General features: G+C 72.2%; 22 protein-coding genes and 1 pseudogene. 15 read left to right on the top strand and 8 right to left on the bottom strand.

Annotated elements, in window-relative coordinates; translation table 11 throughout:
• Nucleotides 1–104 precede the first annotated feature (104 nt).
• From ACZ619_RS24285 to ACZ619_RS24275, 3 genes are read left to right on the top strand one after another with little or no spacing between them, the layout of a single operon-like run.
• Entirely contained in the window at nt 105–1,673 is a 1,569-nt protein-coding gene (locus ACZ619_RS24285) for an MFS transporter (RefSeq protein ID WP_469602549.1), read from the top strand.
• Between the two features lie 5 nt (nt 1,674–1,678).
• On the top strand, nt 1,679–2,293 hold the full coding sequence (locus ACZ619_RS24280) for a TetR/AcrR family transcriptional regulator (protein WP_469602546.1): 615 nt from the start codon (nt 1,679–1,681) through the stop codon (nt 2,291–2,293).
• 33 nt (nt 2,294–2,326) lie between these two features.
• Complete coding sequence (locus tag ACZ619_RS24275; RefSeq protein ID WP_469602543.1) at nt 2,327–3,052, top strand: Mut7-C RNAse domain-containing protein; 726 nt, start codon at nt 2,327–2,329, stop codon at nt 3,050–3,052.
• Between the two features lie 59 nt (nt 3,053–3,111).
• On the opposite strand, the gene ACZ619_RS24270 is transcribed toward ACZ619_RS24275, so the two are convergent.
• Nucleotides 3,112–4,971 (bottom strand): galactose oxidase-like domain-containing protein, encoded by a 1,860-nt coding sequence (locus ACZ619_RS24270; protein WP_469602540.1) that lies wholly within the window; start codon nt 4,969–4,971, stop codon nt 3,112–3,114.
• A 258-nt stretch (nt 4,972–5,229) separates the two neighbouring features.
• Nucleotides 5,230–7,266 carry a thioredoxin domain-containing protein gene (locus tag ACZ619_RS24265; protein WP_469602537.1) on the bottom strand — a complete coding sequence of 679 codons (2,037 nt, stop codon included), beginning with the start codon at nt 7,264–7,266 and terminating at the stop codon, nt 5,230–5,232.
• A gap of 183 nt (nt 7,267–7,449) precedes the next feature.
• On the opposite strand from ACZ619_RS24265, the gene ACZ619_RS24260 reads away from it, so the two are divergent.
• Nucleotides 7,450–7,830 (top strand): hypothetical protein, encoded by a 381-nt coding sequence (locus tag ACZ619_RS24260; RefSeq protein WP_469602534.1) that lies wholly within the window; start codon nt 7,450–7,452, stop codon nt 7,828–7,830.
• A 123-nt stretch (nt 7,831–7,953) separates the two neighbouring features.
• Nucleotides 7,954–11,196 (top strand): tetratricopeptide repeat protein, encoded by a 3,243-nt coding sequence (locus tag ACZ619_RS24255; protein WP_469602531.1) that lies wholly within the window; start codon nt 7,954–7,956, stop codon nt 11,194–11,196.
• 6 nt (nt 11,197–11,202) lie between these two features.
• Here ACZ619_RS24255 and ACZ619_RS24250 read toward each other — a convergent pair whose 3' ends face one another.
• Nucleotides 11,203–11,442, bottom strand: a complete 240-nt coding sequence (locus ACZ619_RS24250) for a hypothetical protein (RefSeq protein ID WP_469602530.1) — start codon at nt 11,440–11,442, stop codon at nt 11,203–11,205.
• Nucleotides 11,435–12,316, bottom strand: a complete 882-nt coding sequence (gene mca / locus ACZ619_RS24245; RefSeq protein ID WP_469602527.1) for a mycothiol conjugate amidase Mca — start codon at nt 12,314–12,316, stop codon at nt 11,435–11,437. The genes ACZ619_RS24250 and mca overlap by 8 nt, the downstream gene beginning before the upstream one ends.
• Before the next feature lie 195 nt (nt 12,317–12,511).
• Here mca and ACZ619_RS24240 point away from each other — a divergent pair, with 195 nt between their 5' ends.
• Nucleotides 12,512–12,910, top strand: coding sequence for a DUF4307 domain-containing protein (locus ACZ619_RS24240; protein ID WP_469602524.1), 399 nt, complete (start codon nt 12,512–12,514; stop codon nt 12,908–12,910).
• A gap of 168 nt (nt 12,911–13,078) precedes the next feature.
• Nucleotides 13,079–13,579 (top strand): transcription elongation factor GreA, encoded by a 501-nt coding sequence (greA, locus tag ACZ619_RS24235; RefSeq protein ID WP_046731888.1) that lies wholly within the window; start codon nt 13,079–13,081, stop codon nt 13,577–13,579.
• Between the two features lie 61 nt (nt 13,580–13,640).
• On the opposite strand, the pseudogene ACZ619_RS24230 reads toward greA, so the two are convergent.
• The 3 genes and pseudogenes from ACZ619_RS24230 to ilvA form a co-directional block, all read right to left on the bottom strand.
• Nucleotides 13,641–14,497: pseudogene (locus ACZ619_RS24230) on the bottom strand (ABC transporter permease).
• A complete protein-coding gene (locus ACZ619_RS24225) occupies nt 14,494–15,546 on the bottom strand; it encodes an ATP-binding cassette domain-containing protein (RefSeq protein ID WP_469602517.1) in 1,053 nt (350 codons plus the stop codon). Before ACZ619_RS24225 ends, ACZ619_RS24230 begins: the two are co-directional and overlap by 4 nt.
• Before the next feature lie 364 nt (nt 15,547–15,910).
• A complete protein-coding gene (gene ilvA, locus ACZ619_RS24220) occupies nt 15,911–17,140 on the bottom strand; it encodes a threonine ammonia-lyase (protein WP_469602513.1) in 1,230 nt (409 codons plus the stop codon).
• 161 nt (nt 17,141–17,301) lie between these two features.
• Here ilvA and ACZ619_RS24215 point away from each other — a divergent pair, with 161 nt between their 5' ends.
• The 3 genes from ACZ619_RS24215 to ACZ619_RS24205 all read left to right on the top strand — a co-directional run bounded on the left by ACZ619_RS24215 (nt 17,302) and on the right by ACZ619_RS24205 (nt 18,856).
• Entirely contained in the window at nt 17,302–17,805 is a 504-nt protein-coding gene (locus ACZ619_RS24215) for a MarR family winged helix-turn-helix transcriptional regulator (protein WP_469602509.1), read from the top strand.
• Between the two features lie 299 nt (nt 17,806–18,104).
• Complete coding sequence (locus tag ACZ619_RS24210; RefSeq protein ID WP_469602506.1) at nt 18,105–18,611, top strand: sigma factor-like helix-turn-helix DNA-binding protein; 507 nt, start codon at nt 18,105–18,107, stop codon at nt 18,609–18,611.
• Nucleotides 18,608–18,856, top strand: coding sequence for a hypothetical protein (locus ACZ619_RS24205; protein WP_469602503.1), 249 nt, complete (start codon nt 18,608–18,610; stop codon nt 18,854–18,856). Before ACZ619_RS24210 ends, ACZ619_RS24205 begins: the two co-directional genes overlap by 4 nt.
• Before the next feature lie 116 nt (nt 18,857–18,972).
• Here ACZ619_RS24205 and ACZ619_RS24200 read toward each other — a convergent pair whose 3' ends face one another.
• Nucleotides 18,973–20,127 (bottom strand): cystathionine gamma-synthase, encoded by a 1,155-nt coding sequence (locus tag ACZ619_RS24200; RefSeq protein WP_469602500.1) that lies wholly within the window; start codon nt 20,125–20,127, stop codon nt 18,973–18,975.
• A gap of 119 nt (nt 20,128–20,246) precedes the next feature.
• On the opposite strand from ACZ619_RS24200, the gene ACZ619_RS24195 reads away from it, so the two are divergent.
• The 5 genes from ACZ619_RS24195 to ACZ619_RS24175 all read left to right on the top strand — a co-directional run bounded on the left by ACZ619_RS24195 (nt 20,247) and on the right by ACZ619_RS24175 (nt 25,785).
• Nucleotides 20,247–21,365 (top strand): hypothetical protein, encoded by a 1,119-nt coding sequence (locus ACZ619_RS24195; RefSeq protein WP_469602498.1) that lies wholly within the window; start codon nt 20,247–20,249, stop codon nt 21,363–21,365.
• A 229-nt stretch (nt 21,366–21,594) separates the two neighbouring features.
• On the top strand, nt 21,595–23,229 hold the full coding sequence (locus tag ACZ619_RS24190) for a M48 family metalloprotease (protein WP_469602497.1): 1,635 nt from the start codon (nt 21,595–21,597) through the stop codon (nt 23,227–23,229).
• A gap of 16 nt (nt 23,230–23,245) precedes the next feature.
• The gene (locus tag ACZ619_RS24185; RefSeq protein ID WP_469602494.1) at nt 23,246–24,370 is read left to right on the top strand and encodes a hypothetical protein; all 1,125 of its coding nucleotides are present in this window, start codon (nt 23,246–23,248) and stop codon (nt 24,368–24,370) included.
• A 156-nt stretch (nt 24,371–24,526) separates the two neighbouring features.
• The gene (gene msrA / locus ACZ619_RS24180) at nt 24,527–25,195 is read left to right on the top strand and encodes a peptide-methionine (S)-S-oxide reductase MsrA (RefSeq protein ID WP_469602491.1); all 669 of its coding nucleotides are present in this window, start codon (nt 24,527–24,529) and stop codon (nt 25,193–25,195) included.
• Nucleotides 25,192–25,785, top strand: coding sequence for a DUF3885 domain-containing protein (locus ACZ619_RS24175; protein ID WP_469602488.1), 594 nt, complete (start codon nt 25,192–25,194; stop codon nt 25,783–25,785). The genes msrA and ACZ619_RS24175 overlap by 4 nt, the downstream gene beginning before the upstream one ends.
• Nucleotides 25,786–25,808 lie beyond the last annotated feature (23 nt).

The raw sequence follows: 25,808 nt of genomic DNA, 5'->3' as shown, positions 1-25,808 counted from the left end.
GCTCCCGAGCCGTGGCCATTTTTCATGCCCTCACAACGGATTCCCATCTTACGGCACCCACTCTCTGTTGACACTCAGTGGTTTTTGAGAGCTACTCTCATTTCATGGCTACTGTCACTCCATCCGTGGAGACGTATCGCAACCCCCGCCGCTGGTGGGCCCTGGGCGCCCTGGTCGCGAGCATGCTGGTGCTCGGCTTCGACATGACGATCCTCAACGTGGCGCTGCCGACCATGGCCGGGCAGCTCGGCGCCACCACCGGCCAGCAGCAGTGGATGGCCGACTCCTACGTCGTCGTCTTCGCCTCGCTGATGCTCCCGGCCGGCCTCCTCGGCGACCGCTTCGGCCGCCGCCGGATGCTCGTCGCCGGCCTCGCCGTCTTCCTGGCCGGCTCTGTCGTCGGCGCCCTCGCCTCCGACGTGGCCTGGGTGATCGCCGCCCGCGCCGTCATGGGCGTCGGCGGCGCCCTGGTGATGCCGCTCGCGATGTCGGTGCTGCCCTCGCTGTTCGGGGCGGACGAGCGCACCCGGGCCGTCGGCGTCATCTCGGCCGCCTCCGCGCTCGGCCTGCCGCTCGGCCCGATCATCGGCGGCTGGCTGCTCAACCACTTCTGGTGGGGCTCGGTCTTCCTGATCAACGTGCCGATGGTCGCCATCGGCGTCGCCGCCTGCGTCTTCCTGCTCCCCGAGACCAGCGACCCCGCCTCCCCCGAGGTCGACACGCTCTCCACCGCGCTCACCGCGACCGGCCTCGGCGCCCTGATCTACGCGATCATCGAGGCCCCCGACCGCGGCTGGGGCGACCCGCTGGTGCTGGCCCTGTTCGCGGCGGCCGCCGTCCTCGTCACCGCCCTCGTGCTGCGCGAACGCCGGGTCGAGCGCCCCATGCTCGACATGCGGCTGCTCACCCACCGCGGCTTCCTGCTCAACACCCTCGCGGCCACCCTGGTCATGTTCGTGCTGTCCGGCCTGATGTTCGTGCTGCCGCCCTACCTCCAGGCGGTCCTCGGCAACGACGCCTTCGGCACCGGCCTGCGCCTGCTGCCCATGATGGGCGGCCTGATCGTCGCCGCCCGCACCGCCCAGCCCCTCGTCGAACGCTTCGGCTCACGCGCCGTCGTCGCCGCCGGCCTGGTCGTCCTCTCCTTCGCCGCCCTCCTCGGCAGCCGTACGACGGTCCACGACGGCTACGGCTTCACCGCGCTGTGGCTGTCCGTCGCCGGACTCGGCTTCGGCTTCTCGGTGGTCCCCGCCATGGACGGCGCCCTCGCCGCCCTCCCCGCGGACCGGGCCGGCAGCGGCTCCGGCCTGCTGATGACCCTGCGCCAGGTCGGCGGCGCCATCGGCATCGCCCTGCTCGGCAGCCTCCTGGCGGGCACCTTCCGCGACCACCTGGACACCACCGGCCTGCCCGCCGCCCTCGGCCACACCGCAGGCGAGTCCGTGGTCGCCGCCCACCTCGTCGCCGGACGGACCGGCTCCGCCCACCTCGCCGCCTCCGCGAACGCCTCCTACGTCCACGGCATGGGCCTGGTCCTGCTGGTGTGCGGCATCGCCGGGCTCGTCACCGCCCTGCTGTCCGCCGCGTTCCTGCCCGACACGCCCACCGCCCGCCGAACCGAAGGGAACGATTCACCGGCCGTGGCCCCCGCCACCGCCGATGCCGGACAATGACCAGCATGACGGCACCGCACACCTCCCCCCAGCTCGGTCTTCGCGAACGGAAGAAGATCAAGACCCGTGAGGCGATCCGCTCCGCGACCTACGAGCTGGTCGGGCGGCAGGGCTGGGACGCCACGACGATCGAGCAGATCGCCGAGCGGGCCGAGGTGTCGCCGTCGACGGTCTTCCGGTACTTCCCGACCAAGGAGGACATCGTCCTCACCGACGAGTACGACCTGATCATCCTGGAGGAGCTCCGGGCCCGGCCCGCCGACGAGCCGTGGCCGGACTCCCTCCGCCACATCATGCACCGGGCGATCCGGCTGGGCGTCAAGGACGACCCGACGGTCTCCCGGCTGCGCACCCAGCTGATGGTCACGGTCCCCTCGGTGCGCTCCCGGATGATGGAGAGCATGTCGTCCACCGGACGCATGTTCTGCCAGGCCATCGGGGAGCGCACCGGCCGCGACCCCGGCAGCCTGGAGGTCCGGGTCTACGCCATGTCCTTCATCGGCGGCCTGATGGAGGTCTCCATGTACTGGGCGGAGCACGAGCACGAGCCCGACTTCGAGGCCCTCCTCGACCGCGCCCTGACCGTCATCGAGCACGGCCTGCCGCCGGGAAACCCCTGAGCCCACGGCCGCCCGCCGTGCCATCCTGACCAGGTGAACGCCTCCGAGATCCACGTCGAAGTCGCCCCCGAGCTGGCCCTGTTCGTCCCGCACGCCCGCCGCGTGGGCAGCCACCCGCTCGCCGTCGACGGCGTCTCGACCCTCGGCCACGTCATCGAGTCCCTGGGCGTCCCCCTCACCGAGGTCGGCACCCTGCTGGTGGACGGCCGCGAGGTGCCCGTCGCCCACATCCCCGCGCACGGCGAGCGGGTGGCCGTACGCCCGGTGGAGCGCCCCCAGCAGGTGCCCGGCGCGCCGCTCCGCTTCCTCCTCGACGTCCACCTCGGCACCCTGGCCCGCCGGCTGCGCCTGCTCGGCGTGGACACGGCGTACGAGTCGACCGACATCGGCGACCCGGCCCTCGCGACCCGCTCGGCGACGGAACGCCGCGTCATGCTCAGCCGCGACCGGGGCCTCCTGCGCCGCCGCGAACTGTGGGCCGGCGCCTACGTCTACAGCACCGGCCCCGACGACCAGCTCCACGACGTCCTCGACCGCTTCGCCCCCCGCCTCGCCCCCTGGACCCGCTGCACCGCCTGCAACGGCCTGCTGAGAAAGGCGACGAAGGAACAGGTGGCGGACCAGCTGAAGGGCGGCACCGAGCGGTCGTACGACGTCTTCGCCCAGTGCGAGGACTGCGGCCGCGCCTACTGGAAGGGCGCCCACCACGACCGACTGGAACACATCGTGGAACGCGCCCTCGCTCTCCGGCGCCGTTGACCTGAGCGCCCCTTCAGGGCGGGGAAGGGCGCGACCGGCCACGGACCACCCGCGCCCGGCTACCGCACATCGGCCCGCCCGCAGGCCACTCCGTCCCGATTGCGGTCAAGGCCCAGCGGATCGTCCTTCCCGTTGACCTCCAGGCGCCCGTACCGGTTCAGCTTCAGCCACGCGCACCGTGCCGCCGCCGTCTTGCGCACCCCCGCCGGAAACGCCGTCGGCACACACACGTTGGCCGACCCGTAGTGCCGATCGCACCCGGACACCGTCGTACCGACCGGCTGCGAGGCCCGCTTCCTCGACGCCCCCGTGGTCGCTCCCGTGAGGGAGTCCGCGAAGGAGTGGACGTGCGCCGAGGCGTCCCCGAGGGCGGCCGGCCCCTGCAGATGCACCCACCTGGCCACCGACGGCACCCCGTTCGCGTCGACCGCGAACAGCATGTACCACCCGGGCGGCGCCAGATTCGGATTGCTCGTGACGTTGAGGTCGACGTCGTCGCCGTCGACGGACAGCGGCAGATCCACCGACCGTTGGTTCGGGTCGGACGAGTGCGTGACCGCCGCCGGACGGATCAGCTCGGCCTTCGCGACGGGCCGGTCGACGGTGATCCGCTGGGTGTCGCCGTACTGCCACTCGGTGTCGATGACGGACGTGATCACCGGCCGGGTGCCCCGGTACAGGTAGGGCGGTGTGTAGATCGACACGTCGTGGTTCCAGGTCCCGTTCCCGGGGTTGTCGCCCGTGGCCATGACCCGCCCGTCGGGCAGCAGGAACGCCGACGAGTGGTAGCCGCGGGCCTCGGGATCCGCGGCCACGGAGTCGAACGTGTCGGTGTCCGGGGCGTAGAGCGAGGACTCGTACACCGGGTCCGCCCGGTTGTGCAGCGCGCCGCCCGTCTCCAGCACCGTGCCGTCCGGCAGCAGTACGGCGGAGACGTACATCTTGCCCTGGCCGCCGGTCTCGGCCACCGGGCCGTTCCCCAGGTCCACCGTGCCCTGCGGCAGCGGCGGCCCGGCGACGTACGACGGGTTCGCGTCCTTCAGGTCGATGACGTCCGTCAGCCGGTTCGCGTCCGGGTTGGAGTCGATGTTGCCGCCGCCCAGCGTGAGGACCTTCTGGTCCTGGGCCGGAGGCAGCAGCACGCTCGCCGACTGGTCGCGCTCGTCCTTGTCCTGGAGCCCGGGGATCTGGGTGATCGTGTTGGCGTCGTAGTCGTAGACCGCGGCCCCGGTCCCGGGGATGTTGTCGCCGAAGACATGGCTGCCGGAGTAGAAGAGCCGCCCGTCCTGCATCAGGATCACCGACGGGTACAGCCCCCAGTACGGCCAGGTCTGGTGCACGTCGCCGAGGCCCAGCCACTTCTGCTGGGCGTCCGACCAGTACTCCGCCGTCACCGACCCCGACGAGTCCTCGCGCAGCCCGCCGAAGGAGATGACGTCGCCGTTGCCCAGCTCGGTCGCCGACGGGTACCAGTGGCCGTCGTTCAGGTCGTCGGTCCTGCTGTAGGTCTCGGTGACCGGGTCGAAGACGTACGAGTCCCTGTACCCCTCGCAGCCGAGCCCGCCGGCGACCGGGTACGCCTTGTCGCCGCTCATCACGAGCACCCGGCCGTCCTGCAACTGGACGTGCCCGGAGCAGAACATGTCCTTCGGCGTCGGGATCACCTTGTACGAGCCGTCGGCCGGGTCGTAGACCGCGCTGGTGAAGCTGCCCGCGGCGAAGTTCTCCTCGCTGTTGCCGGAGCCGGCGATCAGCAGCACCTTGCCGTTGTCGAGGACGACGGAGTGCATGGAGCGGACCGGGTTCCGCGTCGGCAGCACCTCCCAGCTGCCGTCCGCGCACTGCGTCGCGGTCCCGGTGCACCGGGCCGGCGGTACGGTGTCGGCCACCTGTTCCATCGTGTAGTCGTCGGTCGTCACCGAGCCCGAGCGAGACGGCCGCGATGAGGACAGACGTCAGCTAGAGAAGATCCCCCCAGATCACAAACCCCCTGTGCGCAACGGTGAGTTGCCTCCGTCGCGCCCCGTGGGGAGCCCAGGGGGGATCTGTGAAGCCCAGCCGCCGCTCCGATAAATAGCATGTTTCGGAACGGCGGTGCCGCAAGCGGTATCTATCCGAACAGGAGCGCAATTCCGCCCCCTTGTCCCACCCGGTGCCGACCTGCGCTTCTGGTGCTCTCAGCCGCCCAGCGCGGCCTTCAGCCGGTCCGGATCGGTGGTCGGGGCATCGCAGGCGAAGTGACGGCAGACGTACGCGGCCGCCCGGCCGCCGACGAGCGGGCGGTCCGCGAGCAGCGGGAACTCGTCACTCTCCGGAGTCCCCACCGCCACCACCGCACCGGGGGCGGTACCGAGAAGTGCCGTGCGGTGCAGGGCGGTCGCGCTCTCGTCGCCCGGTCCCGGTGCGACGATCGCGATCTCACGCGGCCCGTCGAGCAGCGCCTCGGCGACGGCCAGCCCCCACCCGATGAAGCGCGGCACCCGCGGACCGAGCGTCTTCACGACCCCCGACGCCCTTTCCGCTGCGGTGCGGTGGGGCTCGGAGCCGGTGTGCGCCGCATAGCCGAGCAGGGCGCCCGCGGCCGCGGTCCACCCGGAGGGCGTGGCGTTGTCGGTCGGGTCCTGCGGCCGGCGGATGAGCCGTTCGGCGTCGGAGGCGGTGTCGTAGAGGGCGCCGGTCTCCGGGTCGGTGAAGCGGGCCAGCACATGGTCGAGCAGCAGCCCGGCGAACTCCAGCCAGACGCCCTCGCCGGTCACCGACGCGAGCGCGAGGAAGCCCTCGGCGACGTCGCCGTAGTCCTCCAGCACACCGGAGTTGGCACCGACGCGCCCGTCCTTGCTGGTGCGGGCGAGACGGGCGTGGTCGTCGAGGTGCAGCCGGACGAGGAGGTCGGCGGCGCCGACGGCGGCCTCGACCAGGTCGGGGCGGTCGAAGTAGGCGCCGGTCTCGGCGAGCGCGGCGACGGCGAGGCCGTTCCAGGCGGCGACCACCTTGTCGTCCCGGCCGGGGGCGGGCCGGGCCGCGCGCGCGGCGAGCAGCCGCCGCCTGACCGACTCGATCCGCTCGGCGTCGAACACGCCTTCCTGCTGGGGGAGTTGCAGGACGGACTGACCGTGCTCGAAGGTGCCTTCCGCGGTGACGCCGAAGTACTGGGCGGCGAGGTCGGCGTCCGCGTCGCCGAGCACCTCGGTCAGCTGCGCGGGCGTCCAGACGTAGTACGCGCCCTCGACATGCTCGCCGCTGCCGGTCCCGTCGTCGCTGTCGGCGTCGAGCGCGGAGGCGAACCCGCCCTCGGCGGTGCGCAGTTCGCGGACCATGAAGTCGGCGGTCTCCAGGGCGACCCGGCGGGCGAGCCCGGACCCGGTGGTGCGCCACAGGTGGGCGTAGACCCGGCAGAGCAGCGCGTTGTCGTAGAGCATCTTCTCGAAGTGCGGGACGACCCAGTCGCGGTCGACGGAGTAGCGGGCGAAGCCGCCGCCGAGCTGGTCGTAGATGCCGCCGCGGGCCATCCGCTCACAGGTGTCCGCGGCCATCTGGAGCGCGCCCTCGGCGCCGGTCCTGGCGTGGTGGCGCAGCAGGAACTCGACGACCATGGACGGCGGGAACTTGGGGGCGCCGCCGAACCCGCCGCGCTGCGGGTCGTACTCGCGGGTGAGTCCGAGGAGGGCCTGGGCGAGTTCGTGCTCGCCGGGCGGCCGGGCGCCCTGGTGGCTGATCTCCCGCTCCGCGAGGTCGCGCACGATCTTCCCGGCGACCTCGGACACCTCGTCCCGCCGGTCGGCCCAGGCGGCCCGGACCCCTTCCAGCACCTGCCGGAAGGAGGGCATGCCGTGCCGGGGCGCGGGCGGGAAGTACGTGCCGAAGTAGAAGGGCTCGGCGTCCGGCGTGAGAAACACGGTCATGGGCCAGCCGCCCTGCCCGGTGGCGGCCTGCACGGCCTCCATGTACACCGCGTCGACGTCCGGCCGCTCCTCCCGGTCGACCTTGACACTGACGAAGTGCTCGTTGAGGTACGCGGCGGTGTCGGCGTCCTCGAAGGACTCGTGGGCCATGACGTGGCACCAGTGGCAGGAGCTGTACCCGACGCTCAGCAGGACGGGTCTGTCCGTGGCGCGTGCGGCCTCGAAGGCCTCGGCCGACCAGGGCCACCAGTCGACGGGGTTGTCGGCGTGCTGGAGCAGGTACGGGGACGTCTCATGGGCCAGTCGGTTCACCCTCCCACTCTCCCACGGCGTCCGATGCCGCGTAGAAGCGCAGGTCGGCCCGGCGCGTCCCACCCGGCGCGTCCCGCCGAGGGCGGAGTTGCGGGGCGGCGTTGCGGGGCGGCGTTGCGGGGCGGCGGAACAAGACGGGGGTCGATCGCGTTGGTTCAGTGGACTACGACGAAGGTGCGGCCGATGAAGCGGACGAAGCGGTGGGCACTGATCCTGCTCGGCTCGTCCTCCGTGCTGCTCGTGCCGTGGACGGTGGTGCTGGCGCTCACGCTGCCCACCAGCACCGAGGTGCACCACTGGTCCCTGGCCTGGATCGGCCTGGACGTCCTCATGGCGACCGGCTGCGCGGCAACGGCCCTGCTGGGGCTGCGCGCGGACCCCAGGGCCCGTCTCACCGCGTCGGCGACGGCCTCGGCCGCCGTCCTGGACGCCTGGTTCGACATCACCACGTCGGCGGTGGGCACGCAGCTGCTGGAGGCACTGGCGAGCGCGGTGGCCGAGGCCGCTCTGGCCGCGGCCTGCGTGTTCCTGGCGCTGTCCAACCGGCCCTACCGGGTCTCCTGAGGCCTCCCGCCGGGAAGCCGTCACCGATCCCTCACACGTCGGCTGATCGTCGCCCCCTCGCCATCGCGCCACTTCACAAGGACACTCGTAGGCAGAGGAGTTGCCGCTAGAGGGGGACGGGACATGCGCGACGCCCATCGGGCGGAAGCCGACCGGCTGCTGGTACGAGCCGTGGAGGAGGAGGTCCGGCGCTCGGGCGGTCGCGTCGACGGCCGGATCCTGCTCGCACGCGCCCGTGCCGACATGAACACGATGGCGCAGTCGGCCACCGAGGAGTACGAGGCGTACACCCACGCGCTCGACGAGACGGCGGCAACACGGCAGACCTTCGGCCAGCGCTACGCCAGGGAGGGCGCCGGGACTCCCCTGCTGGTCGCGGCCGTCGCCGCGGTCGCGGCCACCGTCGCCGACCTCTCCTTCGGCACCGGCGCCGCCACCGCGTTCGGCGCGGGCGCGGCCGTCGGTGTCATCGGCGCCGCCGCCACGGTGGTGAAGGTCGCCGGCTCCCATCTGCCGGCCGCCCATCACCACGCCGGCACGGCCGGCCAGCCCGGCGGTCCCGAGCAGCTGCGGCTGCAGTGGCTGACCGCGCTGGAGGTACGGGGCATCCGCCCCTTCCTCGACCAGCAGCGGGTGTTCAACGCCTCCACCGGCCCCAGGAAGCAGGGCCCCGGTCTGCGCGGCGCCGACAAGAGCGCGGCGGCCCGCAGGCGGACGGTGCTGCAACAGTCGTTCGGGCAACTCCCCGACCCGGCGGGCCCGTTCGCCGGCCGGCGGCAGGAGCTGGCGCGGATCCGGCAGTGGGCGCAGTCGGCGCGGGCGACCACGGAGACCCGCCCAACGGTCGTCGTCCTGCACGGGGAGCCCGGCTCCGGCCGTACGACGCTGGCGGTCCGGGCCACCCACGAGCTGAAGGACCACTTCCGGGGCGCGGTCGTGGTGGACCTGCGCGGCGGCAGCCGGGGCGAGCCGCCGCTGACGACCCGGGACGCGCTGCTGCATCTGCTCAACCGGCTGGGCGCGCCGCGCGAGCAGCTGCTGTTCCGGGAGCGCTCCTCCCCCGACCAGCAGGTCAAGCGGCTGAGCGAGCTGTACCACCAGCACCTGACGGGGCTCGCGGTGACGATCGTGCTGGACGACGTCTCGGACCCGGAACAGGTGCGGGCGCTGGTCCCGGAGCGCTCCGACAGCCTGATCCTGGTCACCGCGCGGGAGCGGCTCGACCTGCCCGCGGACCTGCCGGCCTGGGTGCACCGGCTGCCGGTCACGGCGCTGGACGCGGCGGGCACGGAGGAACTGCTGAACTCGGCGGCACAGAACGCGGCGGGCACGGAAGAGCTGCTGAACTCGGCGGCACAGAACGCGGCGGACCCGTACGACGCCCAGTCGGTCGACCGGATCCGGGAGCTGTGCGGCGGACTGCCGCTGGCGCTCAGGGTCGCGGGGTCGTCGCTGGGCACGCGTTCACCGCTGCGGCTGGCCACCGACCTCGACGCGTACGGCACGGTCGAGCCCGTCGAGCGGGCGCTGTGGCTGCGCTACACCGACCAGTCGGAGACCGGGCGCCGGCTGTTGCGGAGGCTGGCGCTGGCGGGGCGGGCCTCGCTGGGCGCGGCAGCGGCCGCGGCACTGCTGGCGACGGACGAGGCCGAGGCGGGCCGGCAGCTGGCCGTGCTGGCGCGCGCGGGACTCATCGACCATGTCCGCGGCAACCGCTACCGGCTGCACGACCTGGTCCGGTCCTTCGCCCGGGCGCGGCTGGCCGACGAGGAGGAGCCGGCCGACCGCGCGTCGGCACAGGAGCGGCTGATCGTGAACTACGCGGAGCTGGCCGACTCGGTGCTGCGGCTGGTGGACGGCAACATGTCGACGCGGTCGGACCGGTTCGGCCCGCACGGCTTCACCTCGCTCGACGAGGCGCTGCGCTGGCTGGACGACGAGTCGAGCTTCATCACGGCGGCGCTCCGGCACGCGGAGGGCGTCGACCAGGCGGTCGTGCAGAACCTGCTGGGCGCGCTGTGCGACTACTGCCTGCTGCGCGGCGACCTCTACCGGCTCGGCGAGATCAGCGAGCTGGCGCAGGCGGTGGACCAGGGGCTGCTGGTGCGCTCGGTGCAGTGGCGTACCGGTATCGCGGCCCGGCAGCTGGGTGAGCTGGACAAGGCGCGCACCACGCTCGCCTCGGTCGTCGACCTCTACATGGAGGCGCACCACGACGCTGGCGCGGCCCGTGCGCTGTGTTCGCTGGGGATCACCCTGCACCACCAGGGCAACCTCACCGAGGCCGCGGCCCGGCTCCAGGAGGCCATGGATCTCCAGGCGGCGCCCGAGCTGGCCACCGACCGGGCGTGGACGATGCACGCGCTGGCTGCGGTGCAGCGCGACCGGGGCCTGCTGGCGCAGGCCATGGACCTGCTGACCCGCTCGCTGGTGCTGCACCGTGAGGGCAACTCGGTGCACGGCGAGGCGTGGGCGCACTTCCAGCTCGGCCAGCTGGCGCTGCGGATGGGCGACGTACCGCGCGCGGAACAGGAGTTGGGGGCCGCGCTGGACCGTTACGGCCGTACCCGCGACGCGCGCGGCGAGGCGTGGGCGCTGACCCAGCTGGCGCGGACGCGGCTGGTGGACGGCGACGCGTCCCCCGCGATCGAGGCGCTGCGCCAGGCGGCCTCCCGGCACCGTGACAACGAGGACGCGCGCGGCGAGGCCTGGACGGTCTACTACCTGGGCCAGGCGCTGGAGGAGTCCGGCGACCTGGATCCGGCGGTGCGGGAGCTGGAGCGCTCGCGGACGATGTTCTCCCGGATGCGGGACGTGTACGGCCTGGCCTGCGCCCGCCACCACTCGGCCCGGGTCACCCGCGACCAGCGGGCGGCGCAGACCGGCTCGCTGCGCAACTCTGGCTTCGCCCGGCAGCTCCTCGTCGACGCGCGCGCGGACTTCCAGCGGATCGGCGTCGTGCACGGCGAGGCCTGGACCTGCCTGGAGCTGGCCGTGGTGGACGCCGGCAACGCGCGCACCGCGCAGGCGCTGGCCCTGTGCGACGAGGCGATCGCCCTGTTCGCGTCGTACGGCGACCGGCGCGGCGAGGACTGGGCCCGCTTCCTGCGCTGCACCCTGCTGCCCTATGCCGCGCCCGGCGGCACGGAGGTGGGCACGGCGGTGGCCCAGGAGGAGCTGGCGCAGCTGGCCCGCACCGCCCACCCGCTGCGGGACGAGAAGCTGACCGAGTACGTCACGGCGTACGGGCTGCTCCTGGAGCGCGGGGTGAGCCTGGAGGCCGGCTGGCAGGCCTGGCGGCTGGGCATGGCACCCAGCCGGCACGCCCGTGAGGTGATGGGAGTGCCGGTACCGGGCGCGGGGTGAGGCCGGTCAGCCCTTGGAGTCGGCCGTGGGAGCGGCGGAGTCCGCCTTGGACTCCGCGGGCTCCTTGAAGTCGACCTTCTGCATGTGCTTGGTCATGGACTTCATCAGCCCCCACACCGCCACGGCCATCACCGCGAAGACGATGAAGCCGAGGACGCCGGGGGTGACCTTGTTCTCGTCGACCTCCTTGGCGAGGGGGACGAGGTTCGACAGTGCCAGACTTGCGCTTGCGCTCATGTCAGGCATTGTCGCGGATGCCCGCAAAGAGGTCGTCCTCGGGGAGGGAGGTATCCACGAGGGACTTCGCGAGCTCGTACTCCTCGGTCGGCCAGACCTCCTTCTGGAGGTCCATCGGGACCTTGAACCAGCCGCCGTCGGGGTCGATCTGCGTGGCGTGCGCGATCAGCGCCTTGTCGCGGATCTCGAAGAAGTCCGCGCACGGGATGTGCGTGGTCAGGGTGCGCTCGGTGCGCTCGAACTCGCTCCACCGCTTCAGCCAGTCCCCGTACGGCGACTCCATGCCGCGCTCCAGCAGGGCGTTGTGCAGCGCCTCGGTGCGCGGACGGTTGAAGCCCTGGTTGTAGTAGAGCTTCCGCGGCTGGTAGACGGGCCCGAACTCGCCCTCGGGGTACTTCTCGGCGTCGGCCGCGCCCTCGAAGGCCACCATCGAGATCTTGTGGGTCATGATGTGGTCGGGGTGCGGGTAGCCGCCGTTCTCGTCGTAGGTGGTGATCACCTGCGGGCGGAAGGCGCGGATCTTGCGCACCAGTTCGCCGGCCGCCTTGTCGACGTCCTCCAGGGCGAAGCAGCCGTCGGGCAGCGGCGGCAGCGGGTCGCCCTCGGGCAGGCCGGAGTCGACGAAGCCGAGCCACTCCTGCGCGACGCCGAGGATCTCGCGGGCCTCGTCCATCTCCTTCTTGCGTACCTCGTGGATGTGCTCCTCGATGTACTTGTCGCCCTGCAGCTTGGGGTTGAGGACGGAGCCGCGCTCCCCGCCCGTGCAGGTCACGACCAGCACGTCCACCCCCTCGGACACGTACTTCGCCATGGTCGCCGCGCCCTTGCTCGACTCGTCGTCGGGGTGGGCGTGGACGGCCATCAGTCGCAGCTGGTCAGTCAAGACTCAATCCTCGGTAAGTCGGCGCCCCGGTGTCTTGGGGTGCAATCCAGAAAGTGTCGTCCCGCAGGGACGTCGATGAGGGGTGGGGGTCGGGCGGCGGGCGGCAGGCTTCTATAGTGACCGAATCGAGAGGCGAATAATTCCGGGGCCCGGGTCTTTCCGGCTCCGGGAGGGTTTCCGCCGGAGAGGACGATCATGAGCGTCGCGAGCACGCGGCTGCCCGAGGGCCGCTACGGCCGTTCCTCCGACGAGCGCGCCGACCGCAAGCTCAGGACCGCGGGTGCCGTGCTGGGCGCCCTGCTGCTCGCCCTCGTCGGCTACTGGGCCTACCTCTACGTCGGACAGAACGAGATCAGCGCCCAGGTCATCACCTTCGACGCCTCCGCCGACGCGGTCAAGGCGCACCTGGAAGTCCACAAGGACGCCGGCGCCTCCGGCTACTGCACGCTGCGCTCCCAGGCGGCCGACGGCTCCGAGGTGGGCCGGGCGGACTTCCGCTTCACCGGCTCCGCGACCCAGATCGACAGGGTCGTCACCCTCCGCACCACGGCCCGGGGCACCACGGCCGAGCTGCTCGGCTGCCACTCCGACTGACGTCATCCTGAATACGTAGGCACTGACCTGCGTTGACGCAATTCTGATGGCTTATGTCCTCCCCCTTCCGCCGTTGAATTGTTAGGCTCGTGGTTTCGCCCTTCCGTGGAGGAACATGCTTCTGGGTAGGGCGATGCTTTGTATTCCCAGTACCGACGAGGAGCACCTGTGACCCAGACCAGCGAGAACGTCACCTGGCTGACCCAGGAGGCGTACAACCAGCTCAGGGCCGAGCTGGAGTACCTGTCTGGTCCTGCGCGCACGGAGATCGCCGCCAAGATCGCGGCCGCGCGCGAGGAGGGCGACCTGCGCGAGAACGGCGGGTACCACGCGGCCAAGGAGGAGCAGGGCAAGCAGGAGCTCCGTGTGCGCCAGCTGACCCAGCTCCTGGAGAACGCCAAGGTCGGCGAGGCGCCGGCGTCGGCGGACGGAGCCGTCGCGCCCGGCATGGTGGTGACCATCGCCTTCGACGGCGACGAGGACGACACCATGACGTTCCTCCTCGCCTCGCGCGAGTACGCCAGCGCCGACGTGGAGACCTACTCCCCGCAGTCCCCCCTGGGCACCGGTGTCATCGGCCACAAGGTGGGCGAGAACGCGGAGTACGAGCTGCCGAACGGCAAGAAGGCCTCCGTGAAGATCCTCAAGGCCGAGGCGTACTCGGGCTGACGACGACCTGCCAAGGCCCCCGGCGTCCGCGTGACGACCGGGGGCCTTGTCGTACCGGGCGTCAGGCGGTGGCGGAGCGGTACTTGCGGACCGCCAGCGTCCGGAATATCGCGACGATCAGGACCGAGTAGATCAGCGAGGCCCAGACCGGGTGCTGCATGGGCCAGGCGCCCGAGACGGACCGGCCGGGGTTGGCGAAGAGCACCCGGCAGGCCTGCACGGTGGCGCTGAACGGGTTCCACTCGGCGATGTGGCGCAGCCACGGCGTCATGTGGCTGGTGTCCACGAACGCGTTCGAGATGAAGGTGACCGGGAACAGCCAGATCAGTCCGCTGGAGGTGGCCGCCTCGGGGGTGCGGACGGACATGCCGATCAGGGCGCCGATCCAGGTGAACGCGTAGCCGAGCAGGAGCAGCAGCCGAAGGCGGCGAGCACCTTGGCGGCGTTGGTGTCGCCGTCGGAGCCGACGCGCCAGCCGACCAGCAGGGCGACCAGGGCGAGGACGACCAGGGTGAGCGCCGTCTGCACCGAGTCCGCGAGCGTGCGCCCGGTCAGCACCGCGCCGCGCGCCATCGGCAGGGAGCGGAAGCGGTCGATGAGCCCCTTGTGCATGTCGTCGGCGATGCCCGCCCCGGAGGAGGCGGTCGCGAAGGTGACGGTCTGCGCGAAGATGCCGGCCATCAGGAAGTTCTTGTAGTCGGCGGCGCTGGTGCTGCCGCCGATCTGCATGGAACCGCCGAAGACGTAGGTGAACAGCACCACGAACATGATCGGCTGGATCAGGCCGTAGATGATCATCTCGGGGATGCGGGACATCCGGATCAGGTTGCGTTTCGCGACGACCATGGAGTCGCGGAAGGACTGGCTGACGGCGTTGGCGGGGGGTGCGACCCGCGTGGCGTCGGTGACGGCACTCACTTCGCGGCCTCCTTGCGGGTGTTCCTGCGGGTGCTCCTGCTGCGGTCCTGGTCGCCGGCGCTCTCCCCCGCGCCCTCGCCGTCACTCCCGCCCCCGGCCTCGGGCCCGTCCTCGGCCAGGTGGCCGGTGAGGGAGAGGAAGACGTCGTCGAGGGTGGGGCGGCGCAGGGCGATGTCGTCGATCTCGATGCCCCGGGTGTCCAGCTCGCGGATGACCTCGGCGAGCAGCTTGGCGCCGCCGGTGACGGGCACGGTCAGCTTGCGGGTGTGTTCCTCGACGGTCGTGTCGCCCTTGCCGAAGCCGCGCAGCACCTCGGCGGCGGTCGCGATGTGCTCGCGCTCGTGCACCACGACCTCGACGCGCTCGCCGCCTGTGCGGGCCTTGAGCTGGTCGGAGGTGCCCTTGGCGATGACCCGGCCGTGGTCGACGACCGCGATGTCGTGGGCGAGGTGGTCGGCCTCCTCCAGGTACTGGGTGGTGAGCAGCAGGGTCGTGCCGCCGGAGACGAGCTGCTTGATGACCTCCCACAGCTGCTGACGGTTGCGCGGGTCGAGGCCGGTGGTCGGTTCGTCCATGAACATCACGGGCGGCGAGACGACCAGGGCGGCGGCCAGGTCGAGGCGGCGGCGCATACCGCCGGAGTAGGTCTTGGCGGGGCGGTCGGCGGCGTCGGTGAGGTGGAACTGCTCCAGCAGCTCGACCGCGCGGGCCTTCGCCTGCTTCGCCCGCATCTGGTAGAGCCGGCCGACCATCTGGAGGTTCTCGCGGCCGGTCAGGTACTCGTCGACCGCCGCGAACTGTCCGGACAGGCCGATGGAGCGGCGGACGGCGTCCGGCTGCCTCAGCACGTCCACTCCCGCGACGACCGCCCTGCCGCTGTCGGGGCGGAGCAGGGTGGTCAGGCAGCGGACGGCCGTCGTCTTGCCCGCGCCGTTGGGCCCGAGCAGTCCGAGGACGGTGCCTTCGGGGACATCGAGGTCGACACCGTCCAATGCCCTTACGTCGCCGAAGGTCTTGACCAGGCCTTCGGCATAGATGGCGCCTGGCATATGGGTCTCCACGTCGTCGGGGATTCACGGAAAAGGCTGGGTATGCGAGCTTCGGCCCGCCTATGGTTTTTCGCCGGGCGACGGAGGGCGGGCGCGCCGGTCGGATGCACAAGCGGTACGGCGGCCATGACGCGGCCACACGACACACCATAACGCGATGTATCGCGTCCGTCGATGGATTTCCCCGAACGAGTGAATGAGCGGTCGCGGGGAACGGCGGGCGGGGACGGGGACGGCGGGGAGGACGGCTGGCCGAACGGAGGTGGTGGGGGAGGCAGCCGGGCAGGGAAGGCGGCGGCCGGGCGGGGGCGGCGGAGAAGGCGGCCGGGTGGGGAGGGCGGACGGGTGAACGGGGGGCGGCGGTTCAGTCGATGACCGTGTAACCGGCCTCGCGCAGGGCGTGCTCGACCTCGGCGCAGTGCACGGGCCCCTTGGTCTCCAGGTGCAGCTCGACCTCCGCCTCCGAGAGCCCGAGCCGGGGGTCGGTCCGGACATGGCTCACGTCGAGGACGTTGGCGTCGACCACGGTCAGCACCCCGAGAAGCGTGGCGAGGGCACCCGGACGGTCGGTCAGCCGCAGCCGTACGGCCAGGTAGCGGCCCTGCGCGGCCATGCCGTGCCGCAGCACCCGCTCCATCAGCACCGGGTCGACGTTGCCGCCGGACAGCACGGCGACGACCGGCCCGTCGAAGGTGCCGGGGTCCCCGAGCAGGGCGGCGACCGGGCTGGCTCCGGCCGGTTCCACGACCAGCTTGGCCCGCTCCAGGCAGAGCAGCAGTGCGGCGGAGAGCTGGTCCTCGCCGACCGTGCGGACCTCGTCGACCAGGTGCTCGACGATCGCGAACGGCACGTCGCCGGGCCGCCCGACCTTGATCCCGTCGGCCATCGTCGCCGGGTTGCGCACCGTGACCGGGTGCCCGGCGGCGAGCGAGGGCGGGTACGCGGCCGCGCCCTCCGCCTGGACACCGACGATCCGCACGTCCGGCCTGAGCGCCTTCACCGCGACCGCGATCCCGGCCGCGAGCCCGCCGCCGCCCATGCCGACGACGATCGTGCCGACCTCCGGGCACTGGTCCAGGATCTCCAGGCCGACCGTGCCCTGGCCTGCGATGACGTCGGGGTGGTCGAAGGGGTGGATGAACACCGCGCCGGTCTCGGCCGCGTACTCCTCGGCGGCGGCCAGCGTCTCGTCGACCACCTGGCCGTGCAGCCGCACCTCCGCGCCGTAGTCCCGGGTGGCGCTGATCTTGGGCAGCGGGGCGCCGTTGGGCATGAACACGGTCGAGTGCACGCCGAGCAGCGACGAGGCCAGCGCCACGCCCTGCGCGTGGTTGCCGGCGCTGGCGGCCACCACCCCGGCGGCGCGCTCCTCGGGCAGCAGTCCGGCGATGCGCACGTAGGCGCCGCGCAGCTTGAACGAGCCGGTCCGCTGGAGGTTCTCGCACTTGAGGTGCACCGGCGCCCCGACCAGCTGGGACAGGTGCCGGCTGCCCTCCATCGCGGTCACCCGCGCGATGCCCGCGAGCATCTTCTGGGCGCCTCGTACGTCGTCGAGGGTGACGTGGCGCAAGGAGTCAGCCGTGCCGTAGCTCATGACTCAAGTCTCGCAGTTCACAGGCCGAAGCCGTGGGTGTGACCAAGCTCCGAGACCGGTTTGCGCAGCGCCGGTACGGCTCGCCCCCTGTCCGCGTACTCTGTCCCCCACTACAGCACTCTTCATGAAGTGAGCCCCCGGCCATGCCCACAACACCTGAAATGTCGATGGACATGACGACCGTCGGTGACAGCGGTCTCCTCGACACGCTGCAGCACGAGGTGGCGGTGTTCGCCCGCCGTGCCGAACAGACCCGGCTCGGTGGCGTCGGACAGGTGCGCAACTCCATGGACCGCGCCGCGTACCTGCTGCTCAACCGTCTCGACAACGAAGGCCCGATGGGCGTGAAGGCGCTCGCCGCGAGCATGGGGATCGACTCCTCGACGGTCACCCGGCAGGTGGCTCCGCTGGTCGACACCGGGCTCGTCAAGCGCACCTCGCACCCCGAGGACGGGCGGGCCGTGGTCCTCCAACTGTCCCCGCGCGGGCTGTCGCGGCTGGAGGAAGTGCGTTCCTCGCGGCGTCAGTTGATGGCCGAGTTGACGCAGGAGTGGGAGCCGGAGGAGCGCGAGACGTTCTGCGCGCTGCTCACCCGCTTCAACAGCGCTCTCTCCGCCCGCATGGCCATGCCGCCGACCACGGAGCCGACGGCACCGACGTCCTGACCTCGCCTGCTGCCCCTGCCTCCTGACCCCGCGTGCTGACACCCGTGTCCTGACACCCGTGTGCTGACGTCCTCGTCCTGGCACCGGCGCGCCGGCATCGGTTCCCTGACACCAGTGCTCTGACCTCGGTGGCCTCCCATCCGCGCCCTCCCTCGCGCGTGCGTGACGGATCGTCCCGGCCGTGCGTCCGGCACGCGCGTGTGTCGCGCGGCTCTTGACCGTGGGCCCGCACCTGTCCTCATATGAGACCGGGCCCCCGTCGAACCCGTGTCCGGGGTCCCTGTGGACGGGGAGGCACGGTGCGTGATCGGCAGGTGTCCCAGGACGCCCGCCGGGCCCGGGAGTTCGAGGCGTTCGTCGCGGGCGCGGCCGGACGGCTGCTGCATGCCGCCACGCTGCTGACCGCCGAGGCCCCGGACGCCAACCCCCGCGCGCGCCGCCTGCTGACCCGCGCGCTCGCGCACACGTACGCGTGCTGGCACCGGCTGCGCGGCGAGGACCCGTACGACCGGGCCCGCCAGTTCCTCGCCCTGCGCTTCGCGAACTCCGCCTGGCACCAGTACGGCGGTCCGCTGAGCCGCACCCGCCCGCACCCCGGCAGCGCCCTCGCCGCCCTCACCCCGCAGGAGCGCCTGATCCTGGTGCTGCGGCTGTACGAGGGGGTGGCCGAGGAACAGGCGGCCGCGCTGCTCGGCATGCCCACGGACCGCGTGCACACGATCTGCGACCGCGCGACGGCCACCCTGCTGCACCCGCCCCGCGACACGGCGCCCACGGTGCTGGGCGCGAAGGTGGCGCCGTCGTGAACCGCGTCGAACGCGAGGCCGCCGCCCGCCGGATCATGGAACGGACCCCGCCCCCGGTACCGCCCGACCTGCACGGCGAGGCGGTCCGCCGGGGCGGCCGTCTGCTGCGGCGCAGGCGCCGGGCCGGCCGCCTGCTGTGGCTGCTGCTGTGCACGGCCGTGGTGGTGTTCACCGTCTGGGCGGTGACGGTGCACCCGTGGGTGGAGCCGCCGTCCACGACGACTCCACCGCTCGTCGGCTGGTGAGCCGGCCGCGCGGACCGCGCCGCACCGGCCCCGCGCGGACCGCACCGTACTGGGCCGCGCAGACCGCGCCATGCCGGGCCGCGCGGACCTCGCCGTGCCGGGCCGCGCGGACCGCTCTAGCCGAGCGCCTGCTGGAGGTCCTCCAGCAGGTCGTCGACGTTCTCGATGCCCACGGACAGGCGCACCAGGTCGCCGGGGACCTCCAGGGCGGAGCCCGCCACGGACGCGTGGGTCATCCGGCCCGGGTGCTCGATCAGCGACTCGACGCCACCGAGGGACTCACCGAGCGTGAACACCTTGGCGCGGTTGCAGACCTCGACGGCCGCCACCTCGCCGCCGGTGACCTGGAAGGACACCATGCCGCCGAAGGCCTTCATCTGCTTGGCGGCGGTCTCGTGCCCCGGGTGCTCGGGCAGACCGGGGTAGAGGACACGCGTCACGCGCGCGTGCCGGCTCAGCATGTCGGCGACCTTCGTGGCGTTCTCGCTGTGCCGGTCCATGCGCACCGCGAGCGTCTTGGTGCCGCGCAGCACCAGCCACGAGTCGAAGGGCCCGGCGACCGCGCCCATCGCGTTCTGGTGGTACGCCAGCTCCTCGCCGAGCGCCTGGTCGGACACGATCAGCGCGCCGCCGACCACGTCCGAGTGACCGCCCATGTACTTCGTCAGCGAGTGCACGACGACGTCCGCGCCGAGCGAGAGCGGCTGCTGGAGGTACGGCGTGGCGAAGGTGTTGTCGACGACGAGCCTGGCGCCCGCGTCGTGGGCGACCTGGGCGACGGCGGCGATGTCGGTGATGCCGAGCAGCGGGTTGGAGGGGGTCTCCACCCAGACCGCCTTGGTCTTCGGGGTGATCGCCGCGCGCACGGCGGCCGGGTCGCTGGTGTCGGCGACGGACCACTCCACGCCCCACCGGGAGACGACCTTCGCGAACAGCCGGAACGTGCCGCCGTAGGCGTCGTTCGGGATGACCACGTGGTCGCCGGGGCTGAGCAGCGTGCGCAGCAGGGCGTCCTCGGCCGCCAGCCCGGACGCGAACGCGAGCCCGCGCCGCCCGCCCTCCAGCGCGGCGAGGTTCTCCTCCAGGGCGGTCCTGGTGGGGTTGGCGCTGCGGCTGTACTCGTAGCCGCCGCGCAGGCCGCCGACGCCGTCCTGTTTGTAGGTCGAGACCTGGTAGATCGGCGGTACGACCGCACCGGTGAGGGGATCCGCCGTGTTGCCCGCGTGGATGGCGAGCGTCTCGAAGTGCTGACTGATGTGCCTGTCGCTCATGGACGACGAGCCTAGTGCTCCGGCGTCCCGAGTGCGTTGTCCACAGGCTGTGGCACCGGTTGTCCACAGGTCACGGGACCGGTTGGCCAATTGTCGGCGCCGTCTGGTTCGCTTGTGGCATGGCGATTCTCTGGGCCCTGATGGCGATGCTCCTGCTGAGCTTCGCGCTGCTTCCCGTGCTGCGGCGGCGGCGCGGCATGATCGAGCGGGTCCACCCGAGCCACCCGGACGCCGCCGACCCGGCGCACTACGGATTCGTGCGCGAGGAGGACCTGGACATCCGCATGCCCGGCCCCGACCAGGACCTGCTCGACGTCCTCGACGTGGTGCAGCGCACCCAGGACTACCGGGCCGCCTCGCAGCTGCTCGCGGGCACGGAGATCACGGGCGAGCTGCGCTGGCAGCGCGTCCAGGCCTTCGCCGGCGCGGCGTCCCTGGAGCTCCAGCAGCGGCCGGGCGGGGTCAGTGAGACGCCGGGCGGGCAGTGGCTGCGGGTGTGGCGGGCCGAGCAGCCCAAGGACGCGGGCGGCGCCGCCGTGCACGCGGAGTTCCTGGTCCAGCAGGCCTGGCGGACGTCCACGCCGGGCACGGACGACTTCCGGATCATCATGGAGGAGGCCAGGGACGCCTGCGGACAGGCGGCGCTGCTGTCCCCCGGCGACCCGGTGCCGTACGTCGTCGAGCTCTCCGTGGCGCGCGGGCTGAACTACCCGCAGCCGGAGTTCGAGAAGCTCTGGCTGAAGATCCTGGACCGCGCGCCGGCCCACATGGGGGCGCATCTGGCGGCGCTGCACTACTGGTGCGAGAAGTGGCACGGCTCGCGCGAGACGGCGTACTCCTTCGCCGAGGCCGCCGCGGCACGCGCCCCGCGGGGTTCGCTGCTGGCCGCGATGCCGCTGTTCGCGGTCTTCGAGCACCTGCCCGAGGTCAACCTGGTGGCGAGCTTCTACCAGAGCGAGGTCGTCACCAAGGCGGTCCACGGCGCGCTGCACGCGGTGCACTCGGCCCGCCAGGACGACCCGATGCTCGCGCACGTCCGGCACCTGCTGGTGTTCTTCCTGGTGCGCTCCGAGCGCTGGGCGGAGGCCATGGGCGAGCTGATACGCGTGGACGGGCACGTGGGGGCCCTGCCGTGGACGCTGTCGGGTGATCCGGCCGCCGAGTTCGCCCTCTTCCGCGCGCTGGCGGTGGCGGGGTACGAGGCGAACGGGGGCAGCCCGGCAACACTGCTCAGCTGACGACACGGCCCGGCCGACGACGCGACTCAGCCGACGACACGGCTCGGCCGACGGCGCAGAAGGGCCGTCAGGGCACGCCGACCGACCGTCGGGGCACCTCGATTGGCGCCCTGACCTGCGGTAGGGCATACTCCGGCATCCCCCCACACCAGTACCACCGCACGTTCTGTCCGTGCTTCCGTGTCGTTGTCGGTTCCCTTTTCTGGGGTCCTGTGGGGGGATCTGCCCGATGGGCGCAACTCTGCGGGCGCTGCGCGCCCTTGTACTGCTCTGCGGTTTCTATCTGTTGAGCCTCGTCCTGCTGGCGGTGGCGGTCGCCGTCGACGCGGCGGCGGTGAGGTGGGCGCCCAGCGCCGTCGCGGGGAAGATCGTGATCGTCTCCCTGCTGCTGGCGATCCCGGTCGTGCGAGGCATGTTCATGCTCCGCACGCCCAAGGGCGAGGGCCTGGCCGGCATCCCGGTCACGGCGGCCGACGAGCCCCGGCTGTGGGCGCTGGTCGAGGAACTCGCCGTGGCCACGGGCACCCGCGCGCCGGAGAGCATCGTGCTCACCGGTGACGTCAACGCGGCGGTCAGCGAGGAGCCCCGGCTGCTCGGCCTGCTCCCCGGACCGCGCCGCCTCTACCTGGGCGTACCGCTGCTGACCGGGCTGACCGAGGCCCAGCTCAAGGCCGTACTCGCCCATGAGTACGGCCACTTCACCGGCGGGGACACCCGGCTGTCGGCGCTCGTCGTGCGCGGCCGGGCGCAGATCGGCCGGACCGTGGGGCACTTCCACGCGAAGGCCGACGGCAAGGAGGCCGCCGAGCGCGCCCGCCAGGAGAAGGCCGCCGCCAAGCGGACCGCCAAGGGCAAGAAGGCCAAGGAGATCGACACCGCGGGCGCCGGGTTCACGTACCGGATGATGGCGGCGATCTACACGGCGTACGCGAAGCTCTACATGCGGGCCACGCTGTCGACGGCCCGCGCGCAGGAGTACTCCGCCGACCTGGCCGCCGCGCGGATCGCCGGCCGGGACGCGACCGCCTCGGCACTGCGCGAGATCCCGATCCTGTCCACGGCGCACGACTTCTACCTGGAGTCGTACGCGACGCTCGGCGTCCCGGCCCGCCGACTGCCGCCGCGCGGGCAGTTCTTCGGCGGCTTCGGCCGGATGCTGACCGCCCGTGAGGCGGAGCTGGCGAAGATGCGGGAGAAGCTGCCGACGGAGCCCCGTTCGCCGTACGACTCGCATCCGCCGATCGCCAACCGGGTGATGCGGATCGAGGAGTTGCCGGCCGACGGCCGTGGCGGGGAGGACGGCGGCCCGGCGCTGGCGCTGCTCGCCGACCCGGCCCGGACGCTGGCCGCGCTGGAGGACACGGTCCTGACCGACGAGGTACAGCAGTTCGAACGGGCGCCGGAGTGGGAGCAGTTGCTGGACGCGTCGATGGCGGTGGGGCTGGCCTCGCTGGACACCCCGCTGCACCGGGCGCTGGCCTTCTACACCAAGGACCGGCCGACGCTGCCCGCGCTGCTCACGGTGATCGACGACGGTCAGCTGTGGCAGCTGGCCCAGCGGCTGCCGCTGTCCGACCAGGCGGCGGCCGCGAAGGGCCGGGCGTTCCGGGAGTTCGTCCGGCCGGTGCTGCGGGACTCGTTGCAGAGCATGGTGCTGGCGGAGTTCAGCGCGCGGTCGCTGCTGCGCTGGGAGTTCTCCTGGTCGCGGCCGGCGACGGTGCGCCTGCCGGGTTCCGCCTCCGACCTGGACGGCGAGGCGGGCACGGAGGAGGCGCTCGACGCCGCCGTGGCGGCCGCGCTGGCCGACCACCCCGACACCGCCCCGCTGCGGGCACTGCTGCCGCCGGCTCCGCAGCCGGTCTGACACGAGAGCGAAAGCCATGACCGTACTGCTGTGGATCCTCGGCGTCCTCGCCGTCCCGACGCTGGCCTTCGTGCTGTGGCTGGCCGGGGTGTTCCTCAAGGAGTTCTTCTCCCCGAGCCCGTCCGACGCCGACGCCGACGCGGAGTCGGACGCCGAGAAGGAGCGGGCCGCCGAGCGGCTCGGACTGCTGCCCGCCGAGCGGCAGAACACGGAGCTGGCCGGGCCGCTGCCCGCCGAGTGGGCGGCGGCGGTCGCGGCCGTGCGCGGCGGCGACTGGCGGTCCGGCGCCACGCTGCTGGAGACCGTCGGCCGGGACTGGGAGCGCCGGTCGGCCGTCGCCTACCTGCTCGCCGAGCAGGCGAAGGAGGAGGACGGCTGGCTGCTGGCCTGGGAGGCGGAACGCCCCGAGGACCCGGACGCGGCGGTGGTGCGGGCGCGCAGCACGGTGCTGCTCGCCTGGGAGCTGCGGGGCGCGCAGCGGGCGCGGAACACGACCGGGGAGCAGTTCGAGGCGTTCCACCGCACGCTGCGGTCGGCCCGGGAGGAGATCGCGCGGGCCGCGGCCCTGAACCCGGACGACCCGACGCCGTACATCACCGAGATATGGGTGGCGCTGGGCCTGGGCTACCCCCACTCCGAGATGGACAGGCTGTGGACGGAGATCACCGCGCGGGCGCCGCACCACTACGAGGCGCACTACTCGGCGCTGCAGTTCTGGTGCGCGAAGTGGCGGGGCTCTCGGCAGCTGGCCACGGAGTTCGCCGAGCGGGCGGCGGCCGCGGCACCGCTGGGCGGTCTGCTGACGGTGCTGCCGCTGGTGGCGCACTTCGAGCACGACGAGTCCGAGGACACGGCGGCCGACAACACGCCGGAGATGGTGGCCCGGGTCGACGCGGGCCTGGCCGACGCGGCCGCGGCCGACCCGGCGCACCCGCGCCTGCCCGAGCTGCGTCACCTCCTGGCCTTCTACCTCCACCTCCAGGACCGCGACGAGGCGGCGCTGGAGCAGTTCAAGCTGGTCGACGGCTATGTGAACGCGCTCCCCTGGCGCTACCGGGGCAACCCGGCGGCGTACTACTGCCGGGTCCGCAACACGACGGCGCAGCTGGCGGCGGAGGCCACCACGACGGCACAGCCGTGACCGGAATTCGCCCGCCGCGCGGCACGTTGCAGGGACAGGCGGGCACGGCCCGCCTGTCCCTCCCGGCCCTCCCCGACCCCCTTCAGCTCCCCTCCGCCTCCCGCCCCCGACCGGCGAATCCGTCCCTCTCCTCCCCCCGACCGACAGGGAGACCCCATGCTCTTCAGCCGCACGCCGCAGCTGCCCACTCCGGAGCAGGCGCTCAAGGGCCGGTCCGCGCCCGCGTTCGAGGTCCCCGAGCGCCACACCGTCCTGCACAACCCCCTCCTCGGCCCCTATCCCGAGGGCCTGGAGACCGCCGACTTCGGCCTCGGCTGCTTCTGGGGCGCCGAACGCAAGTTCTGGCAGCTCCCGGCGGGTGTGTGGACGACGCTCGTCGGCTACCAGGGCGGACACACGGAGAACCCCTTCTACGAGGAGGTCTGCTCGGGCCTCACCGGCCACACGGAGGTCGTGCGCGTGGTCTACGACCCGAAGCTGATCTCGTACGACCGCCTCCTGAAGACCTTCTGGGAGGCCCACAACCCGACGCAGGGTTTCCGCCAGGGCAACGACGTCGGCACGCAGTACCGCTCGGCGATCTACACCCACACCGACGCCCAGGCGGCGACGGCCGGGGCGAGCCGCGACACCTACCAGAAACGCCTCACCGCCTCCGGCCACAGCGGCACCATCACCACCGAACTCCTCCCGGCCCAGGACCGCCCCTTCTACCCGGCCGAGGCCTATCACCAGCAGTACCTCGACAAGAACCCCGGTGGGTACTGCGGGTTGGGCGGCACCGGCGTGTCCTGCCCGATCGGTGTGGCGTCGGCCGAGGGATGAGCCGCGGCCCGGACGGAGAGCGTCTGTCAGCACTGTGGCAGCGCCAGTTCCCGAAGGGGCCCCCGATCGCCCACGAACTGCGCACTGCCTACGGCGATCGCTGGGTGCGCTTCCACAGCCTTCCCGACTCGAAGCGCTACCCGCAGACCGAGGACGAGTACGCCGTCGCCCTCCACCGGTACAACACGGTCCTGGACGAACTCTTCGCAGGCACCGACGTCTACGTCGTCACCGTGGCCTGGTCCTGGGAACCGGACGGTCCGGAACTCCCGCCGGAGCGGCACAAGGTCCACCCCCAAGGCACCCGATGGACGACGCTCGCGTACGACGACGATCCCGACCCCGAACTCCACAGCTACACGCACCTCTACGCCGACCACCGCCCCTGGCGACCAGGCACGGTCGACGGCATCCTCCGTGAAGTGGCGGACGACGTGCTCAGCGAAGTGATCATCACCGACAGCGGACTCACCCGTATCCACCATCCGTACGACGGCGGCGCGGACGTCATCGCGACGAGCCCCGAGGAGCGGGACCGCCTACGCGACGCCCACCGCGCCTGGCTGCCCGGCAACCCGGCCGGCCTCTGAAGCAACAGCGGGCGCGACGCACA

The organism is Streptomyces sp. NPDC104367 (genome assembly GCF_055583825.1).
This window is presented reverse-complemented; position numbering and strand designations above follow the sequence as displayed.

Coding starts and splice junctions, on each gene's coding strand:
- ACZ619_RS24285 (WP_469602549.1), top strand. CDS start 105: ATGGCTACTGTCACTCCATCCGTGGAGACGTATCGCAACCCCCGCCGC.
- ACZ619_RS24280 (WP_469602546.1), top strand. CDS start 1,679: ATGACGGCACCGCACACCTCCCCCCAGCTCGGTCTTCGCGAACGGAAG.
- ACZ619_RS24260 (WP_469602534.1), top strand. CDS start 7,450: ATGAAGCGGACGAAGCGGTGGGCACTGATCCTGCTCGGCTCGTCCTCC.
- ACZ619_RS24255 (WP_469602531.1), top strand. CDS start 7,954: ATGCGCGACGCCCATCGGGCGGAAGCCGACCGGCTGCTGGTACGAGCC.
- ACZ619_RS24250 (WP_469602530.1), bottom strand. CDS start 11,442: ATGCCTGACATGAGCGCAAGCGCAAGTCTGGCACTGTCGAACCTCGTC.
- ACZ619_RS24240 (WP_469602524.1), top strand. CDS start 12,512: ATGAGCGTCGCGAGCACGCGGCTGCCCGAGGGCCGCTACGGCCGTTCC.
- ACZ619_RS24225 (WP_469602517.1), bottom strand. CDS start 15,546: ATGCCAGGCGCCATCTATGCCGAAGGCCTGGTCAAGACCTTCGGCGAC.
- ilvA (WP_469602513.1), bottom strand. CDS start 17,140: ATGAGCTACGGCACGGCTGACTCCTTGCGCCACGTCACCCTCGACGAC.
- ACZ619_RS24215 (WP_469602509.1), top strand. CDS start 17,302: ATGTCGATGGACATGACGACCGTCGGTGACAGCGGTCTCCTCGACACG.
- ACZ619_RS24200 (WP_469602500.1), bottom strand. CDS start 20,127: ATGAGCGACAGGCACATCAGTCAGCACTTCGAGACGCTCGCCATCCAC.
- ACZ619_RS24195 (WP_469602498.1), top strand. CDS start 20,247: ATGGCGATTCTCTGGGCCCTGATGGCGATGCTCCTGCTGAGCTTCGCG.
- ACZ619_RS24190 (WP_469602497.1), top strand. CDS start 21,595: ATGGGCGCAACTCTGCGGGCGCTGCGCGCCCTTGTACTGCTCTGCGGT.
- ACZ619_RS24185 (WP_469602494.1), top strand. CDS start 23,246: ATGACCGTACTGCTGTGGATCCTCGGCGTCCTCGCCGTCCCGACGCTG.
- msrA (WP_469602491.1), top strand. CDS start 24,527: ATGCTCTTCAGCCGCACGCCGCAGCTGCCCACTCCGGAGCAGGCGCTC.
- ACZ619_RS24175 (WP_469602488.1), top strand. CDS start 25,192: ATGAGCCGCGGCCCGGACGGAGAGCGTCTGTCAGCACTGTGGCAGCGC.